This is a genomic window from Lentzea sp. NPDC004789 (assembly GCF_053601075.1).
In genome coordinates this window covers 21476-39369 of sequence record NZ_JBSGBE010000038.1, presented here as the reverse complement: position 1 = coordinate 39369, position 17894 = coordinate 21476, and the positions used below count along the sequence as shown (strand labels likewise).

The following is a 17894-nucleotide window of genomic DNA, read 5'->3' as shown; positions in this document are numbered from 1 at the left end:
GAAGAGAACAGCACACAGATGAGCACTTACACCGCAGGCTCGCTGGTTTCCGCGCGCGGCCGCGACTGGGTGGTACTGCCCGAAAGCGCCGATGACATGTTGGTCCTGCGGCCGCTCGGCGGCTCGGACGACGACGTGGCCGCCGTCTTCCCGGCTTTCGAGGAGGTCCGGTCGGCGGAGTTTCCCCCGCCCTCTCCCGACGATCTGGGTGACGACCTTGCTGCGGGGATGCTGCGCTCCGCCCTGCGAATAGGCTTCCGATCAGGCGCAGGGCCTTTCCGATCGCTCGCCGGAATCGCGGTCGAACCACGCGCATACCAGCTCGTACCTCTGATGATGGCCCTGCGGCAGAAGACCGTGCGCATGCTGATCTCCGACGACGTCGGGATCGGCAAGACCGTCGAGGCCGGTTTGATCGCGAGCGAGCTGCTCGCCCAAGGCAGTGCGCGCCGGCTCGCCGTGCTGTGCTCACCCGCTCTGGCCGAGCAGTGGCAGGAAGAGCTGCGGACCAAGTTCGGCATCGACGCCGAGCTCGTCCTCGCCTCCACCGTGTCCAAACTGGAGCGCAAGCTCGACCTCGGGCAGTCGCTGTTCGACCGTCATCCGAACGTGGTGGTCTCCACCGACTTCATCAAGTCGACCCGTCACCGCGACGACTTCGTCAAGCACTGTCCCGACCTCGTGATCGTCGACGAGGCGCACACCTGTGTCACCGCGGACGAGACGTCCTCGACGCAGAGCCAGCTGCGCTACGGGCTCCTCCAGCGAATCGCGGCCAACCCCGATCGGCATCTCCTTCTGGTGACCGCCACGCCACACAGCGGCAAGGAGAGCGCATTCCGCGCCCTCCTCGGTCTGGTCAAGCCTGATCTCGCCACCGCAGAACTCGACACCGACGCGGGCAGGCGCCTGCTGGCCGGCCACTTCGTCCAGCGCAAGCGGGCCGACGTGCGGCAGTTCCTCTCCACAAAGGACGGACTCGCCGACGACAGCCTGCGTGAGGACACCGTGTTCCCGGCGGACCGGGAGTTCAAGGACGAGACCTACCAGCTGTCCCCGGCCTACCGCGCGTTGCTCGAGGACGCCATCGCCTACGCAGGAGAACGGGTCAGTGCTGCAGGTGATCGTGGCAAGCGGGAGGCCCGTATCGCCTGGTGGTCCGCGATCGCCCTGCTGCGATCCCTGGTCTCGTCACCGCGTGCCGCGGCACAGACGTTGCGGACTCGCTCGGCGGCGGCTGCGGCTTCGACGGTGGAGGAGGCCGACCTGCTCGGTGCACCTCTCACCAGGGACTCCGCAGACAGCGACGCGCTGGAAGGGCTTGATGTCGCTCCCGGTGCGGAGCTGGACGAGCCGGGAGCACGGCTGGCAGAGCTCGCCGACCGAGCGGCTGCTCTCGAAGGCCCTGCAGAGGACCTGAAGCTCGCTGCGTTGATCAAGCATCTGAAGGCGTTGCTCAGCAAGGGGTACAACCCGATCGTCTTCTGCCGCTACATCCCGACCGCCGAGTACGTGGCCGAGCACCTGGCGGAGGCGCTGGGCAAGAAGACGTTTGTCCGGGCGGTGACCGGAACGCTGTCCCCTCAGCAGCGGATCCAACGGATCGAGGAACTTGCAGACCAATCGCGAGGGCCTGGCGCGCGGCGAGTTCTGGTGGCGACCGACTGCCTCTCCGAAGGCGTGAACCTCCAGCACCACTTCGACGCCGTCGTCCACTACGACCTGGCGTGGAACCCGACCCGGCACGACCAGCGGGAGGGCCGTGTCGACCGCTTCGGCCAGAAGACCGACGTCGTCCGGGTAATCACGTTGTACGGCAGTGACAACGGCATCGACGGCAAGGTGCTGGAAGTTCTGATCAAGAAGCACCGGCAGATCAGGAAAGACCTGGGCATCTCGGTTTCTGTGCCCGACGAGATGTCGTCCGGCGTGACCGACGCGGTCGTGGAGTGGTTGTTGTTGCGGGATCGGCGTCCGGAACAAGCAACCCTGTTCGAGGTTGAGACCATACGCGAACGTGCTGCCGCTATCGAGGCGGAGTGGCAGTCTGCGGCCGAGCGGGAGAAAGCCTCGCGGTCCCGGTTCGCCCAACGGACGATCAGGCCGGAGGAGGTCGCGAGAGAGGTAGCGGCCGTACGGGACGCACTGGGGCGCGCGAGCGAAGTCCGCGGGTTCGCCCGGCAGGCGCTCGGTTCGCTCGACGCCGTGCTCCGCCCAGATGGCGACGGCTTCACCGCTGACGTGTCCGGCACTCCGGCTGGACTGAGGGACGCGCTCGCACCGGTCGTCGGAGGTGACCTGGACAAGCCGGTCGCGTTCCGCACCAGCGCCGCGGTGGCCCGCGGTGAGGCGGCTCTCGTGCGCACCGATCCGGTGGTGGGCGCGCTGGCCGGATACGTCCTCAACTCCGCGTTCGACGAGAAGGTCTCCGGCCCGAGGCCGGCTCGCCGCTGCGGGGTGATCCGGACGAAGGGCGTCCAGACCAGGACGACCCTCCTGATCGTTAGGTATCGGTTCCACCTCACGCTGCCGTCCCGTGCAGGAGAGCGGCAACTGGTGGCGGAAGACGCCCGGCTGCTCGCCTTCGAAGGCGCGCCGGCGAACGCCCGGTGGCTCACCGCGGACCAAGCCCAGGCGCTGCTCGAACTGACGGCTGACGAGAACACCGATCCGGCGTTCGGTCGTCGCACCATGGCCAGGGTGCTCGACGGACTGCCGGAGACCGCCGAGCACTTGACGTCTTTCGGTGACGAACTCGCCGCCGAACTACTCGCGTCGCACCGCCGGGTCCGCAGCGCGTCCGGTGAGATCGTCCGCGGTGTGCACGTGACGGCGCAGAAGCCTGCCGACGTCCTCGGTGCCTACATCTACCTGCCGGTCGCTGGAGGTGCTGCCTGATGTCCGCTGTAACCCGCAACCAGGTCTTCCCCGCCGTCGACACAATCGGCGGACTGCTGCCCGCGGACATGCTCCTGCGCATCGCTGAGGGCAAGGACGTCAGGGGTTGCACGCCTGCTGACTACCGCGTGTTCGGCTCGCGGTCGGTGCGCGACGAGGCCGAGCGCCATTGGGACTACCTCAGGGCCGCCTGGACGGAGCTGCGTGAGCACCTGCCCGTCGCCCCGGAACAGGACACGCCGGCTGATCCGACCGGCCGGGCGGTCACGGAGTGGTTGTTGCCGCTGTTCGCTGAACTCGGCTTCGGTGAACTGACAACCATCGGTGCCTCCGGCATCATCGCCGACGGTGATGACAAGAGCTTCGCGATCAGCCACCGCTGGAATCACATCCCGATCCACCTCGCGCCCTGGCAGTCCAAATTGGACAAGAGGCCGGGTGGCCCAGGCACGGTGCCGCCGCAGTCTCTGGTCCAGGAGTGCCTGAACCGCACCGACGCGCATCTTTGGGGCGTTCTCACCAACGGCAGGCAACTGCGGCTGCTGCGTGACTCGAGTGCGCTGGCCACGGCGTCGTACGTCGAGTTCGACCTGGAGGCGATCTTCGACGGTGAGCTGTTCAGCGAGTTCGTGCTGTTGTACCGGCTGCTGCACGTTTCCCGCTTCGCCGTGCCAGAGGGATCTCCAGCCGCGGCGTGCTGGCTGGAGAAGTGGCGTCTCGACGCGATCACGTCGGGCACCCGCGCGCTCGACCAGCTCCGGGACGGCGTTCAGCAGGCGATCACGACGCTGGGTACTGGCTTCCTCCGTCACCCGGCCAACTCGGACCTGCGTGCGAACCTCGACGTCACCACGCTCCACAACGGACTGCTGCGGCTGGTGTACCGCCTGCTGTTCGTCTTCGTGGCCGAGGACCGAGGTGTCCTGCACGCGCCGGACGCCACAGAGCAGGCCAAGGACCGGTACGCCGCCTACTTCTCGACGGCGAGACTGCGTGCTCACGCGCGAAGGCGTCGCGGTACCAGCCACGACGACCTCTACCAGGCGCTGTGCATCGTCCTGTCTGCTCTCGGTGACGAGAACGGTCGCCCCGAACTGGGACTGCCGGGTCTGGGCGGCATCTTCGATCCGTCTCCGGCCGACGAGGTACTCAACGGCCTCGCGTGCTCGAACGAGTACCTCTTGGCTGCGGTCAGGCACCTCGCGCAGGTGCGCGACATCGGCTCACGGCGGGTCAGGGCGGTGGACTACCGGCACCTGGACGCCGAGGAACTGGGGTCCATCTACGAGTCGCTGCTGGAGCTCGTCCCGCGGCACAGCGCGGTGGACCGCAGCTTCGAGCTGGTGGAGATCGCGGGCAACAGCCGCAAGACGACCGGCTCCTACTACACGCCGTCGTCGCTGATCGAATGCTTGTTGGACACCACTCTGGACCCGGTCATCGACGACGCCGTGAAGCGCGGTGAGCAAGTAGCTTCAGCCGCCGGCCAGGCCGATCCCACCGACTCGATCGTGAGTGAGCTGCTGTCGCTGACGGTGTGCGATCCTGCCTGCGGCTCAGGGCATTTCCTGGTCGCATCAGCTCGCCGGATCGCCAAGCGTGTAGCCGCAGTGCGCGAACGTAATCCCGAGCCCGTCACGGAAGCAGTACGGGAGGCGCTGCACGAGGTCATCGCGCGCTGTGTCTACGGCGTCGACCTCAACCCGATGGCGGTGGAGCTCGCGAAGGTGTCGCTGTGGCTGGAAGCCCTCGTACCCGGGAAGCCGCTGGACTTCCTCGACGCCCACATCAAGTGTGGCAACGCCTTGCTGGGCACCACGCCCGCTTTGCTGCGGAGAGGCATCCCGGACAGCGCGTTCATCGCGACCGAAGGCGACGACAAGAAGTTCGCCAAGGCTCTCGAGAAGATCAACGTCGAGGAGCGAGAGGGTGATTTCACCCTCTTCGACATCGAGGACGCTCCGGTGAAGGTCACCAACGCCGCATTCGCCGCCACCGTCCGGCGGATCACGGGGAAGTCCTCCGGCAAGCTCCACGAGGTGCGGCAGAAGGCCGAGGCTTACGCGTCCTGGACGGAAACGCCGGAATACGTGGAGGCCCTGCACCTTGCCGACGCCTGGTGCGCAGCGTTCATGTGGGTCAAGACCGGGGACCGTCCCCGAGCCGTGACCGAGAAGATCTTTCGGGCACTGGAGGACTCTTCCGGGGACGGTGTGTCGCAGGCGACCCACGACGAGATCGTCCGGTTGCGTGATCAGTATCGGTTCTTCCACTGGCACCTCGAGTTCCCGGAGATCTTCGCCGCTGACGCGGGCGCAGACCTGGCGGGGACTGGGTGGCGCGGCGGGTTTAGCTGTGTTCTCGGCAACCCGCCATGGGACAGCGTTGAACTCAAAGAGCAAGAGTTCTTTGCCCAGCGCTCGCCTGACATCGCCGCTGTGGGCAAGGCGGACGCCCGGAAGAAGATGATTGCGGCGCTACGGGACGACCCGGACACGCTGCCGTTGTTCAATGCCTACGCCGACGCGAAACGCGCTGTCTACGCCGAGAGTCACTTCCTGCGACGGTCGGGCCGAGTTCCCTTGACGGGCAAGGGGAACCTCAACACCTACGCGGTGTTCTCGGAGACCGCCCGCATCCTGACCGGCGACCGCGGTCGCGCAGGCGTGATCGTGCCGACCGGGATCGCCACCGACGCCAGGACCCAGTACTTCTTCAAGGACCTGGTGCTGCGCGGCTCACTCACGGCGCTGTACGACTTCGAGAACGCTGGGCCGCTCTTCCCGGACGTCCATCGCTCATTCAAGTTCTGCATCATCTCGATGGCTGGGCAGGCGCTTCGTGAACCGGCAGCCGAGTTCGCGTTCTTCCTCCACGACCCGGCCGAGCTGGACGAGGCAGGGAAGGCGTTCGCCCTGTCACCGGAAGAGATCACCCTGCTCAACCCCAACACAGGCACCTGCCCGATCTTCCGGTCACGTCGCGACGCTGAAATTACCATGGGGATCTATCGTCGTGTTCCTATCCTCGTAAAGGAACCGGACGAGCGAGGTGAAGGCGGTAGTAATTCCTGGGGAGTATCGTTCCTGAGAATGTTCGATATGTCTCATGACGCGCGTTTCTTCCGTACTCGTACAGAGTTGGAGCGAGAAGGCTGGAGACTTGTCGGCAACGTCTTCGTAAAAGGTGAGCAGCGCATGCTTCCTCTGTATGAGGCGAAGATGCTCCATCACTACGATCACCGTTGGGCTACATACTCGGACGACGAGTCGACGCGCGACCTTGATCTCTCTGAGAAGCAGAACCTGGATGTAGTCGTTCTGCCTCGATATTGGGCTTCCGAGCAGGATGTGCCGACCGGCAAGGTGGACAAAAACGGCCGCGAGATCCTGGATCCAGGGGTGTCTAGCCGTCTCGCTGCAAGGGGCTGGACTCATGGCTGGCTGATGGGCTGGCGTGACATCTGCCGGGCAACGGATGAGCGGACTGTGATTTCCTTCTTGTTTCCCGAGGGAGCAACCGGAAATAAGTCTCCTCTCATGCTTGGAAATTTCTCGGCCTTGCTCGCTGGGTCGCTGATATCGTGTCAGTCATCGTTTGTCTACGACTTTTCTGCCAGGCAGAAGATTGGTGGCACGACGATGAATATATTTATCTGGTGCCAGCTTCCAATGCTCGACAAGGACGTGTTGCTGGAGCATTCTTCGTGGATTTCCGCGCGAATTGCGGAACTTGCCTATACGGGCGAGGAAATGGCTTCCTTTGCGAAGGATCTGGATAAGGGTTATAGTCGTCCATTTAAGTGGGATGACGGTCGGCGCGCTGTAATCCGCGCCGAACTGGACGCGCTGTTCTTCCACCTTTACGGGATCGAGCGCGGCGATGTCGACTACATCCTCGACACCTTCCCGATCGTCAAGCGCAAGGACGAGGCCAAGTACGGCACCTACCGCACCAAGGAGCTGATCCTCGCCGAGTACGACCGCATGGCCGCGGCCGGCGTCAGCCTCACCAACCCGCTCGTGGACGGTGAGAACTACACCTCCACCCTCACCCCGCCGCCGGGGCACGGTCCACGTCATCCCGCCCGAGACGAGCAGCCAACGGGGTAGCCGACGATGCCGCAACTCGCGTTCGCCAACAGCTTCTGGGAAACCTATGACCAGCTGGAGAAGCAGGTCAGGGCTGGGGTGCGCAAGGCCATGTCCAAGTTCCAGCAGCTCTCGATCGCCGAGCTGTACGCGGACAAAGGGTTGCACCTCGAGTCTGTTGACAAGGCTCGTGATCCGCGGATGCGCACCATCCGGATCACCGACTTCTGGCGCGGTGTCGTGCTCGCACCAGACGACGGGAGTGACATCTTCCTGTTGCTCAACGTCGTGCCGCACGACGACGCGTACACCTGGGCTGCGAAACGGCTCTACACGGTGAACACGGCCACGCGGGCGCTCGAAGTCCGCAATGTCGTAGCGATCGAGCAGTTGACGCCTCCCTTGGAGCAAGCGGCCGCGAACGCGCCAGTGTTGCTGTTCGAGAAGCATTCCGACACAGTGCTGCGGGATCTCGGCATCGATGACCAGGTGCTCCGGGCGGCGCGCGCGATCAGCGACCGGGCGCAGCTGGAGGCGTTCGGCAGCCTCCTGCCGGAGGACCAGTTCGAGGTGTTGCAGTACCTCGCAGAAGGGTTCTCGCCCGAGGAGGTCTACCGCGATGTCGTAACCGAGCGCCGGCCTGCCGATCAACCGTCCGAAGTGGACGACAGCCTGGCCATGGCGATCACCAACACGCGCACCCGCATCACGTTGGTGACGAGCCCCGACGAACTCGCCGAGATCCTGGACAAGCCGTTCGCGGCCTGGCGGGTGTTCCTCCACCCGTCACAGCGACGGGTGGCCTACCGCATCTCCTACAACGGCTCCGCGCAGGTGACCGGTGGCCCCGGTACGGGCAAGACGGTGGTCGCGTTGCACCGGGTGAAGCACCTGCTTTCCCGTTCTCCGGATCGCCGGATTCTGCTCACCACCTACACCAACGCCCTCGCGAGGGCGTTGCGCGAAAACCTGGCGTTCCTGCTCGACGATTACGAGCAGCTTGCCAGGGTGCACGTGACGACTGTCGACGCGTTCGCGAACCGAGTTCTCCGGGACCACGCCGGACGGGTGCTGTCTCCCATCTCGGACAACGACGAACGGCAGATATGGCGGCGCGTTTGCAGACAACGAAACCTTCCCTGGAACGAACAGTTCCTCGCGAGCGAGTTCCGGCACGTCGTGCTGGCCCAAGACGTGCGAACCCACGACGAGTACCTCAAGGTCGAGCGTCGTGGCCGCGGCTCGTCGCTTCGGGCTGCGCAGCGCAGTCAGATCTGGTCGGCGATCGAGGCTTTCAAGGCCGAGTTGCGCTCGGAGGGCAAGACCACGCACCTCCAGATCTGCGCCGAGGCGGCGGACGTCCTCACGGCGGCGAGCACCAGTACGACCACGTGGTCGTGGACGAAGCCCAGGACCTGCACCCGGCTCAGTGGCGAGTGCTGCGCGCCTCCGTCAAGGCCGGACCGGACGACCTCTTCATCACCGGTGACCCACATCAGCGGATCTACGACTCCCGGGTTTCGCTGCGCGCGGTCGGCATCTCGGTCGCCGGCCGGAGCAGCAGGCTGCGGATCAACTACCGCAGCACCGCCGAGATCCTTGCCTGGTCGACCAAGCTGATGGCCGACGTTGCGGTCGACGAGCTGAGTGGCGACGGCGGCGACAGCTTGGTCGGCTACCGGTCCCTGTTGCATGGCGGGAAGCCCCGGCTGGCTGGGTACCCGAACGAGCAGGCTGAGGTCGCGGCGATCGCCGGGTGGGTGCGCGACTTGATCGCCCAGGGGATTCCGGCCGCGGACGTCGCCGTGTGCGCCCGGTTCAACCTGACCTTGGACAAGGTGTTCGACGAGCTCACCGCCGAAGGGATCCCGGCGGTGCGGGTCAAGGACCAGCCGGGTGCCGATGTCGACGGGGTCAGGCTGGCCACCATGCACTCGATGAAGGGACTGGAGTTCCGGTGCGTGGCTGTGGTCGGTGTGACCGAGAGGGCACTGCCGTTCGCGAAGGAGATCACGCCTCCTGACGTCGATCCGCGACAGCACGAGAGCAACCTGCTCAAGCAACGGTGCCTGCTCTTCGTCGCATGCACGAGGGCAAGGGAGGCCCTCGCGGTCACGTGGAGCGGCTCGGCCAGCCCGTTCCTACCCGCAGGTGCGGAACGCCAGGGGTGGCACTGACGGCTCGCTGCTGTCGTCGTGTAAGCGTTGGCGAGGCATCTCGCGGCCTCGTCCTCGTCCTCGTAGCCAGGTCGAGCGCCGGTGGCGGAGAACGTGCCTCGAAACCTAGTCGGCGGTGTTCGGGTCAGGACGCAGAGCACCGCGAGTCAGGCCGTCGCGAGCCAGCTCGGCGGCGCGCCGGCTCCACCTCGCGAGTTCGGCTACAGATCTCTCGAACTCGTCGAGACGGCGGAAGGCCGCGCCATAGGTTCGTTGATCGGCGATGCTCATCTGGGGAATCCGCGCACCGCGAACGTCCACGCGGAACGTGCCGCTGCCGCTGGTGGCACGCTTGGTGTTCGCCGCGCTACGCACGAATCCCGTCAGGTAGTCGGTGTCAAGTCTGTCGCTGGTGGAGGTGACGGCATCGCCAGAGACCTCGACGAGCCCGGCCCTGGCCAGATCAGCGATCTTGACCGCTGCACTGTCCAGCGAACCAGGACCTGCCGTGATTGCGGGCAGTAGCGTTTCCAGTTCCGCCAGCCGGGAGGCCACCGCTGCGCGAGCCGCTTCGTAGTCGGCGAAGTGGTCGATCCGGGCCGCCACCACGTACCTGCCTGGAGTCAGATCGACCTCCTCGTCAAGCAGGTCGATGGCGGGCACGTCAACCGCGTGCGCCGTGTCCGGTTCGAGGGTGTCGTCTGGTGCGTGGTCACTCAGATCGATCATGCGGACATGGCTGCCGACTGGTTCCCCATCGACCGGGCGCGTCAGCGACCAGAGCTGCACCGGCTGTTGATGGGAGGCGACCATGCCGCCCGGCAGAGCGACGACCTGGGTGAGCACACCGCGGCGGACGAGTTCGGCCCGGATTCGTCGCCCGGCCTTGCGATAGGCGGTTGAAGCCGGCATGACGACGACCGCCCGGCCACCCGGCGCCACGTGGGCATAACAGTGCTGGAGCCAAGCCAGCTCGCTTTCCGCGCGGGTCGGCACACCGAACTCCCAGCGCCTGTCCAGCAGGAGTTCGTCACGTCCCCAGTCGCTGGCGTTCACCGGTGTCTCGCATACAACGAGATCCGCGCGAAGGTCCGGCCACTGATCATCGCGAAGTGAATCTCCGACTTTGATCGTGACTTGAGGTCCGCCGCTGAGAGTCGCACGGGATGCGGCGAGGCGCGCCGCGTTCGGATCCAACTCCTGTCCGAACAGCGCCACCTCATGAGACTCGCGGCACGCGAGTAGCAACGACCCGACACCGCAGGCCGGGTCGAACACCTTTCCTCTCACTGGACCGGCGAACCGGAGCACAGCACCTGTCAAGTGCGGTGTGGACATGGGCTCGGCGCCGGCTCGGCTGGGAGACGCGAGCACCCTTGCCAGCAGCGCGTCGACGACCTCGTTCGGTGAACTGTCCCGCGCCATCTCGTGCACCTTCGCGCGGGAGGCCGATCCAAGGCTGCTTGAGTTTCCCGTCGCAAGCTCGTCTGCGACGTCGGCCACGGCTTCGACGAGGTCGTCGCCGTACTGGGCGCGCAGGGCCTGCCAGAGGGGAACTTCGGGTGAAGGGCTGTCGTCTGTCTTCCCCTGGCTGTTCAGCCACGCTTCCACGTCTGCCAACGCGAATCGGGCGGTACGGCCGACCCCGCTGGCAGGAGCAGGGAAATCCGGATACCGCTTGCGCCAGTTGGACACCGCGGCCCGCGTGACATTGGCCAGCTTCGCGATCTCGGCCGCCGTCACCAGCGGTCCGGGTTGATCTGCGAAGTCCGTGTTCACGAGACGATCGTACACGTCGGTCGCAGTTCAGCAGTCGTCTAATGTGTTAACAGAGTCAACATATGCCGATCCAAATGAATCGATTTGCCTGGGCGGGTGGCCTCGTCGCTCAGTCCAGTCGTGAGCCGCAGTCGCTGAACCGCGACACCCTGCGGATCAGCTGGCACGGCGGAGTCCAGTTCGTACCTTCCGGGGTAGCCATCAATCCTGACCTTGAAAGATCAGTCGGAGACGGGTTGCGGCGTGGGCGAGTGGGATGGCTTCCTGCTCGATCCTTCGGAACGGGGTGGTACCTGCGGTTGCGATGATGTTGTACGCGGTGGTCTCGGCTTCGGTCAGGCGCGGCAGGGTCGTCGCTGACGGCTTGATGGGGCGGCCTGACTTGTCGTGGTTGACACCGTGCTGGGCGTACTGGTGCAGGTCCGTGGCATCCATGAGAATGGAGGCGACGGGTCTCGCCGGTGCGCCGTCTGGCGCCGGTTCGGCCAGCGCGGCGCGGAACTGGTCGAGGATCGTGTACCCGTCCGCGTCGATGTCGCCCCAGTAGACGACGTGGTCCGCGGCACGGATCCAGGGGATGTTCGCGAGGAGCGCGGCTGCGGCCTTGCCACCGCCCTCGACCACGATTGTGTTTCTGACTGCTGGGAACCAGAGGCGGGAGTCGCGGTTCTCGACGACGAGGACGACGCGCGGCTGATAGGCGATGTCGTGAACATCGCCGGTGGTCCAGGCGTCGTGTCTGCGACGGCCCGACGCAATGTGCTCAGGATCGACATAGGTCAGGTGCACAACGGTCAGCCGGGGCCGGACTTCCTCTCGGACATCGCGTCCGGCGACGTCGCGCAGCAGCGTGCCGTGGGTGTCCAACCACTTGGTGTGCATTCCGGGCACCGGGAGTTGCCGCAGGGTCCATGTGCCGGCGTCGGGGTGCTGACGTAGCCAGGTCACGGCACTGAGCAGCACCTCCACGTCAACGGGCTGAAGACGGTAGACGGCCCGGAGCGTGGCCGGGGTGAGGACCGCGCCGGTGGACCGCAGTGTCGACGCGAGCGCACGGGCGCGGTCGATGGCCACGGCTGGAGGTTCTGCGCCAGCACGGTCGCTGGCTATGAGGGCGACGGCGCCTTCCAGATCAGTGATGAGCGTGGCGGGAAAATCTCCGGCGACTCTGCGGATGGTCACCGCCTTGCGAACGAGTTCCACTCCAGTGGGGAGCTGGCTGGCGAACTCACGCCACTGCATGTGCCACTCGTGCCAGGCAGCGTGTCCGAGCCGCTCGACGGCCTTGCCGGTCGACACGCCGGGTCGGATCGGAACTGAGAACACGACCTGTTCGCCGACACTGAGTTCCGCGCACACGGCCTCTGCCCACTTCTGGTCGACCTTGCGGCGAACAGTCGCTATGGCGTCTTTCGGCGTGACGAGTGCGCTCATGCGTCGGGAACACCGACCAGGGGTTTTGCCCAGGATCGGCCCTGGGAGTTTTTGAGGATCAGGTACTCCGCGTCCACGTGCGGTTCGATTGCGCTGTGCTTGTCGTTGGGCGCGCCGATGACGAGCTGGAAACCGAGGCCGCGCCACGCGCCGATGGCACGGCCGGTGAAGTGTGCGTCCGCCTTAATCAGCGCCTCGTCGAGGAACACGGGCGCGTAGCGGGGGCGGTCGGCGCCCGCGTCGCCCAGCTGGTACCGCAACGCAGCTCCGACGATGAACGCGACCAGCTCCTGCGACTCACCGCCGGACTTCTCGCCGATGTGGTCGTACACGGCGACGTGGTGACCATCGAGATCGCGTTTCTCGGCGCTGATCCGAACATGGTTGCGCACGTCGACGAGGTCGGCGAAATCAGGCGCGGTGCGTCGGATGCGGTCGATCACCTTGGCCATTCGGTGATAGGCGCGTTCCCTGTCATCGTCCGTTGCCGCCTGGTCGATGAAAGCGCGGACTTCGCGTAGCTCCTTGCGGAACCGGGCTCGCACCGCTGAGTGGCTCTCCTGTGGGTCGATCCGCAGCCGGTGGTTGTCGTCGGAGAACGGCAGTTCGGCGAGGATGCGGTTGACCGGGTCGATCCGGTCGCGGATCTCCCGGACGGCGGCAGCGAGCTCGCTGTCCAGTCCGGTCAGGTCGTTGCCGGACAGTTTGAGCAAGCTGTCGCGCCACTCGTCTTCCAGCTCGTGCAGGCCGTTGGTCTCCAGATCGGTGAGCAGTCGGTCGAAGTCGCGGTACGAGGCGTCCGCATCGATACCGAGGTTCGGGTTCGGCCAGCGCTCGAGGAACGTCGAGAACGTGTCGAGCAGAGCCTTCTTCGACCGGCCGATCGCCTCCACTGCGGACTGCCGGTCGGCGCGCAGCCGCTCGGTGGCCCGCTTCACCGCCGCGTCGAACTCCGCGAGCATCCCAGCCGGGACGGTATCGTCCAGATCGCTGGAGGACAGCGCTTCCAGGTACGCGCGGTGCGCCGCACCGACATCAGTGCCTGTCTCTGCGGCAGTGTCGAGCGCGAGCTGGGCGCGGTCCACCTCGTCGACGGTCGTCTCCCAGGACTCACTGAGTGCCTTCACGCTTTCTTTCTGCTGGCCGACGCGTTCGGTCAGTTCCCTGGCCCGTTCCTTGAGCTCGTCCACCTGGCGCTGCAGCTCATCGATTCTCGGGTTGCCTGCGCGGACCTCCTCGATAACGCGGTTCCAGCGGTCTCGTTCCGCCTGAACGGACTTGATGTCGACCTGGTCCCAGGACAACTCGGTCAGGGCCTGGTAGGCCGTGCGCCTGGTTTCGAACGAGTTGAGGTTCTCCTCTGCCCTCGTTGCAGCACCGACAGCATCGTCAAGGCGTTTGCGTGCAAGGCCGATTCGGTTCTCGAGGTCGGCAAGCAGCCTGTTGTTGGTGAAACCGAGCAGGTTGGGTCGGCCGTGACCGCCGTGTGCGCCTCGACCGCCTTCCGACGTCTGGCCGGTGATCGTGAGCGCCTTGGGGTGCTGCGCCAGCAACTTGGGGATTTCGACGCAGACGTAGTCGAACCGGCGGGCGAGTTCGCTCTTGAGCCAGGCGGTGAACGGCGACGGCCGGTAGTCGAGCCGACCGGGGAGTGTCTTGCGGTCCACCCCGATTTCGTCGCGCAGGCCGGTGGGCACGCCCTCGAACTGGATCCGCCGGGCGGTCGGCACCGCGTTGATCGCCTCGCGGAACGAGCTCAACCGGCCGATGTCGATCAGCATCCGCGTGGCGAATCCGCCGAGCGCCAGGTTGAACGCCTCGCGCCACGGCTCGAACTCCGTCCGTACCTCGATCAGCTCCCCGACGAACGGCATATCGTCCGGGCTGAGTCCGGCGGCCTCCGCCAACGTCGCGCGAGCCGCGTGCAGCTCGGTCGGGATGTTGCCCCGCCGGTTCTTCACCGCCATGTGCTCGGCGCGCCACCCGGCCAACTCGCGTTCGGCTTCTTTCTTCTCCGTCATTGCCTCGGCGAACTGGATCTGGGCGGTCCTTCTGGCGTCGGTGTCTGCCAGCGACTGGTGCGCCGTCTCGACCAGTGCGGCGAAGTCCTCCCCGGTCGACACGGTCGCGCCGATGGTGGCGAGCGCCCGATCCAGCCGCTCCCGCGAGCGTTGGACATCGCCCAGCCGCTGCTCCACGCCGCGGATCTCCCGGAGTGCGGTGTCGAGGCGGTCACCACCGGAGGCACGAAGCGTGTCAGCCACCCCGTCGCGCCTTACTTCGGTTGCCTTGACCAAGGCGATGGTCTCTGACAGTTCGTCTTTCGCGCGGCGGTGCCGCTGGGAAAGGTCTGTTTCGGCCGCGCGCAGCAGATCGAGCCGGCGTTCATGACGCCACAAAGCGGCAGGGGACGACGTGTCTGTGAACGATCCGACCTCGTCGATCAGGCGTAGCCGGTCCACCGCTTCGTCGATGGTGTGCCGGTGTTCGCGGATCGGGGTCAACGCCTTCACCTGCTGGCGGGCGGTGATCATTCTCTTCCTGGTGCCGGACAGCTCGTCGAACTGCTGCACCACCGCGTCCGCGGTGGCCAGCGTGGACGGCTCCTCGAGGACCATCGTCTTGTACAGCGCATCGACGGTGGTGATCTGCTGACCGGCCTGGATGCGACCCAGCAGCGCGACCGCCTTGTGCCCGTCGCCCGCAGCGCCGATGCCCAGCGTGGTGTGGAGACGCGCGGTGAAGTCCCGGTCGGTGTCGAAGCAGGTCAAGCCGGTTGTCGTGACCTCGGCGCGAGCGAGCTTCTTGCTTGCCGGGCCTTCCAGCGCCCGCAGTTCGTAGGCGTGGTCACAGGTGGCGCGCACCGCCACGACGTCGTCGAGTCCACGGGCGGACGATGGCACGTACCAGGCCCGAAGCGCGGTGAATTCGGCGCCGGTGTGGTCGGCCCATGTCATTGCGATGGCGGACCAGGTGTCGCGGCCGTCGCCGCGCAGCACCCGCAATTTCGTCTCGCCGTCAGTCCGGGACTCGTCGAGTTTGCCGCGCGCGTAGGAGAGGATGTTGCGCTGGTCCTTGCCACGGGGTCTGCCGACCACTCCGCCGTTGGACGCCCCGTTGAAGGGCGTCGTGTGCGGCATGAGCAACGCGATGTAGGAGTCCATCAGCGTCGACTTACCTGAGCCGGAACCTCCGCTGAGCAGGGTCGCTCCCGGTGCGAGTCGCAGGTGGTGGTACCCGTCGTAGCCGCCCCAGTTGACCAATTGCAGGTCTCGTGCCACCCACTGCTGACCCCGCGACGCTGCCGGGATCAAACCGAACAGGGTGTCGATCATGCTCATGCCGTGGCCTCGTTCCGTCCGCGCAGCCACTGCTCCAGCTCGGAGAGCTTTGCGGTGCTCAACACAACCTCCACCATCGGGGTGATCCGATACCGGCCCGCTGACTCCTCTGTGAGCAGACCTTCGGTGACCAGCCGCTCCACGGCTTTGCGGACCTCTTGCTGGCCGCGGGCCAGGTTGTGGTCGTTCGGATCGAAGTAGGTCAGCACGGTCTGTTCCAGCTCTTCGATGTCCACCCGCGCGGACGTCTCGCCCGTGCCGCGTTCGCGTTGGAAGACGGTCCGCAAGTGCACGAGCACCAAGGTCTCGGCCCGGTTGTAGGGGTCGTCCTTGAGAAGGATCGGCACGTCGAGCTCCGCTGAGCGCACCTGCTGCTTGTAAGCGACGCCCCGGTCGTGGTCGACCACGAGGCGGATGAACAGATCATGCATCCGTGACTCGATGATCTGCTGGTTCTCCAGCAGCGTGCGCCACTGCGTCGAGTTCTTCTCGGCCAACAAGAACTTGCGCCGCAACAACTGCACCAGCACCCGCCGCACGTCCGCGTCCAGGGTGCCCGCGTCGCCGGCGAACAGCTCGGCTGGATCGTCCTCCATCGAGACCGGGGCGATGAACCCGGCCTCCGTGCCTGCCGACCAGTCGTCGTCGGCGCCGTCCGGTTCACTCATCGCCACCGTTCCTGTCAGCACTCGCCGGGTTCGCCGCCACCACGCCGCCGAGGGCGAACCGACGCCGGGTCTGGTCGGGTCGGACCGTGTCGACCACGGCGACCTCGGCCGTCTCGGCCATACCGGCGTCATGGGCGATTTCCAGCAGGCCGAGCAGGTCTACCGGCCGCTGGATGTCCTCATTCGCCGCGCGGAACGCGGCCGTGACGTCCACGCTCTCCGCATCGCCCGCGAACGCCGCCAAATGCGCGCGTAGTTCGGCGTACCTGGGGCCACCCCATGCGCGGGTGTCCGCGTCCGCCGTGTCCTCGGATTCATCCCATTCCCGCAACGGCGCAGGCGGTTGTGGTGGCCGCAGGTCGCTCATCCGCTGCCGCAGGTGCCCGACGTCAGCCACGGGCAGGCGACGGAGCGGCTCGACAGCTTCGCCGCGGCGAGAGTGTGGAACCCACTTGTGGAAACCGGACATCACGTCCCGCAGCAGTTCGTCCACCTGGCGATCCCGCATCGGATCGTGGTTGCGGACCTGGGTGGTGATCACATGGGATGCCTGCCGCTGCGCGGTCAGCACCTCCTTGACGCCTTGCTCGATGCGTCGCGAGATCTCGGTGAGCTCCCGCCGCTGCTGTTCGGGCAGCAGATGGGTGAACCGGTGTCGCAGCACCGTGCGTAGGTAGCTCCACAGGTCATCGATCTGGGCAGGGTCGCCGATCAGACGCAACGCTCCCGCGAACGCACGGCCTTCTGGTGTCGCGTCCAGGATCCGCTGGCCGCGGGCCAGGTACTCGCGGAGCACCTCACCGGTTGGCCGCACGTCGTGCCGCAACTCGGCGACGACGTCGCGTTGGATGGCTTTGATCGACTCCGCCACGCGGGCGAAGTCTGCGGGCAGCTCCCGAGCCAGGTGCAGCACGTTCTCGGCCGCCTCAATCAGCTGCTCATCCTCGACGGTCTCGACGGCGCCACCCTGTTCGAGCCGCGTGAGCTCCTTCTGACGCTGCTGAATCTCCTCATGCAGGCGCGCTATCCGGGTCATCACGTCCGGATCGGCGTCCTGCGCGAGCCGCTCGATCGCCTCCAGCAGCGTCCTGACCCGGGACTCCGACACCCTGGTCCGCACTCCGCCGACCCGGCCGGCGACCTCGAGCGCACCGACGCCGTACGCGGACAGCCGGTACACCTCGACGTCGTCGTCGGACACCTGCCGCACCAGCCACCCCGCCTGCACCCACTGCCTGCACAGGTCCCGCGCATTCCCGGTAGGCAGCGGCTGGTTGTCCTCGTCGCCGTAGCCCGCGGCCCGTAGCTGAGCAAGAGCGTCGTTGATCTCCGCGTGTGAGTCAGCGACCGCCACCCTCGGCCGCTCCGCGGTGAACACCATCGCCAGCACCGTCACCACGAACGGTGCGTGTGTCTGGTGGAGCAGGGCGAGCATCGGGTTCTGGAACGCCCGGAGCGCGCCTTGGTAAGCGCCTTCTACGCCTCGTGTACCCATCGCCACTCAGCGTACGACTCGAGTACGACATA

8 protein-coding genes and 2 pseudogenes are annotated in these 17894 nt (G+C 66.2%); 5 read left to right on the top strand and 5 right to left on the bottom strand.

Annotated features, from left to right (window positions below):
- Nucleotides 1-18 precede the first annotated feature (18 nt).
- The 5 genes and pseudogenes from ACWEIJ_RS44625 to ACWEIJ_RS44605 all read left to right on the top strand — a co-directional run bounded on the left by ACWEIJ_RS44625 (nt 19) and on the right by ACWEIJ_RS44605 (nt 9166).
- Nucleotides 19-2898, top strand: a complete 2880-nt coding sequence (locus ACWEIJ_RS44625) for a helicase-related protein (RefSeq protein WP_449843359.1) — start codon at nt 19-21, stop codon at nt 2896-2898.
- Nucleotides 2898-7010 (top strand): Eco57I restriction-modification methylase domain-containing protein, encoded by a 4113-nt coding sequence (locus tag ACWEIJ_RS44620; RefSeq protein WP_449843358.1) that lies wholly within the window; start codon nt 2898-2900, stop codon nt 7008-7010. The genes ACWEIJ_RS44625 and ACWEIJ_RS44620 overlap by 1 nt, the downstream gene beginning before the upstream one ends.
- Before the next feature lie 6 nt (nt 7011-7016).
- Nucleotides 7017-8237: pseudogene (locus ACWEIJ_RS44615) on the top strand (UvrD-helicase domain-containing protein); the annotation flags it as partial.
- 143 nt (nt 8238-8380) lie between these two features.
- A pseudogene (locus ACWEIJ_RS44610) lies at nt 8381-8446 on the top strand (hypothetical protein); the annotation flags it as partial.
- 162 nt (nt 8447-8608) lie between these two features.
- A complete protein-coding gene (locus ACWEIJ_RS44605) occupies nt 8609-9166 on the top strand; it encodes a 3'-5' exonuclease (protein WP_449843368.1) in 558 nt (185 codons plus the stop codon).
- Between the two features lie 105 nt (nt 9167-9271).
- On the opposite strand, the gene ACWEIJ_RS44600 is transcribed toward ACWEIJ_RS44605, so the two are convergent.
- The 5 genes from ACWEIJ_RS44600 to ACWEIJ_RS44580 all read right to left on the bottom strand — a co-directional run bounded on the left by ACWEIJ_RS44600 (nt 9272) and on the right by ACWEIJ_RS44580 (nt 17862).
- Nucleotides 9272-10924, bottom strand: a complete 1653-nt coding sequence (locus ACWEIJ_RS44600; protein WP_449843357.1) for an N-6 DNA methylase — start codon at nt 10922-10924, stop codon at nt 9272-9274.
- A 201-nt stretch (nt 10925-11125) separates the two neighbouring features.
- The gene (locus tag ACWEIJ_RS44595) at nt 11126-12358 is read right to left on the bottom strand and encodes a Wadjet anti-phage system protein JetD domain-containing protein (RefSeq protein WP_449843356.1); all 1233 of its coding nucleotides are present in this window, start codon (nt 12356-12358) and stop codon (nt 11126-11128) included.
- Nucleotides 12355-15699, bottom strand: coding sequence for an ATP-binding protein (locus tag ACWEIJ_RS44590; protein WP_449843355.1), 3345 nt, complete (start codon nt 15697-15699; stop codon nt 12355-12357). The genes ACWEIJ_RS44595 and ACWEIJ_RS44590 overlap by 4 nt, the downstream gene beginning before the upstream one ends.
- Nucleotides 15696-16367, bottom strand: a complete 672-nt coding sequence (locus ACWEIJ_RS44585) for a DUF4194 domain-containing protein (RefSeq protein WP_449843354.1) — start codon at nt 16365-16367, stop codon at nt 15696-15698. The genes ACWEIJ_RS44590 and ACWEIJ_RS44585 overlap by 4 nt, the downstream gene beginning before the upstream one ends.
- Nucleotides 16360-17862 (bottom strand): DUF3375 domain-containing protein, encoded by a 1503-nt coding sequence (locus ACWEIJ_RS44580; protein ID WP_449843367.1) that lies wholly within the window; start codon nt 17860-17862, stop codon nt 16360-16362. The genes ACWEIJ_RS44585 and ACWEIJ_RS44580 overlap by 8 nt, the downstream gene beginning before the upstream one ends.
- Between the last annotated feature and the right edge of the window lie 32 nt (nt 17863-17894).

Bases quoted from the DNA above. Each gene is read 5' to 3' on its own strand.
- ACWEIJ_RS44625 (WP_449843359.1), top strand. From the start codon at position 19: ATGAGCACTTACACCGCAGGCTCGCTGGTTTCCGCGCGCGGCCGCGAC.
- ACWEIJ_RS44620 (WP_449843358.1), top strand. From the start codon at position 2,898: ATGTCCGCTGTAACCCGCAACCAGGTCTTCCCCGCCGTCGACACAATC.
- ACWEIJ_RS44605 (WP_449843368.1), top strand. From the start codon at position 8,609: ATGGCCGACGTTGCGGTCGACGAGCTGAGTGGCGACGGCGGCGACAGC.
- ACWEIJ_RS44595 (WP_449843356.1), bottom strand. From the start codon at position 12,358: ATGAGCGCACTCGTCACGCCGAAAGACGCCATAGCGACTGTTCGCCGC.
- ACWEIJ_RS44590 (WP_449843355.1), bottom strand. From the start codon at position 15,699: ATGAGCATGATCGACACCCTGTTCGGTTTGATCCCGGCAGCGTCGCGG.
- ACWEIJ_RS44585 (WP_449843354.1), bottom strand. From the start codon at position 16,367: ATGAGTGAACCGGACGGCGCCGACGACGACTGGTCGGCAGGCACGGAG.
- ACWEIJ_RS44580 (WP_449843367.1), bottom strand. From the start codon at position 17,862: ATGGGTACACGAGGCGTAGAAGGCGCTTACCAAGGCGCGCTCCGGGCG.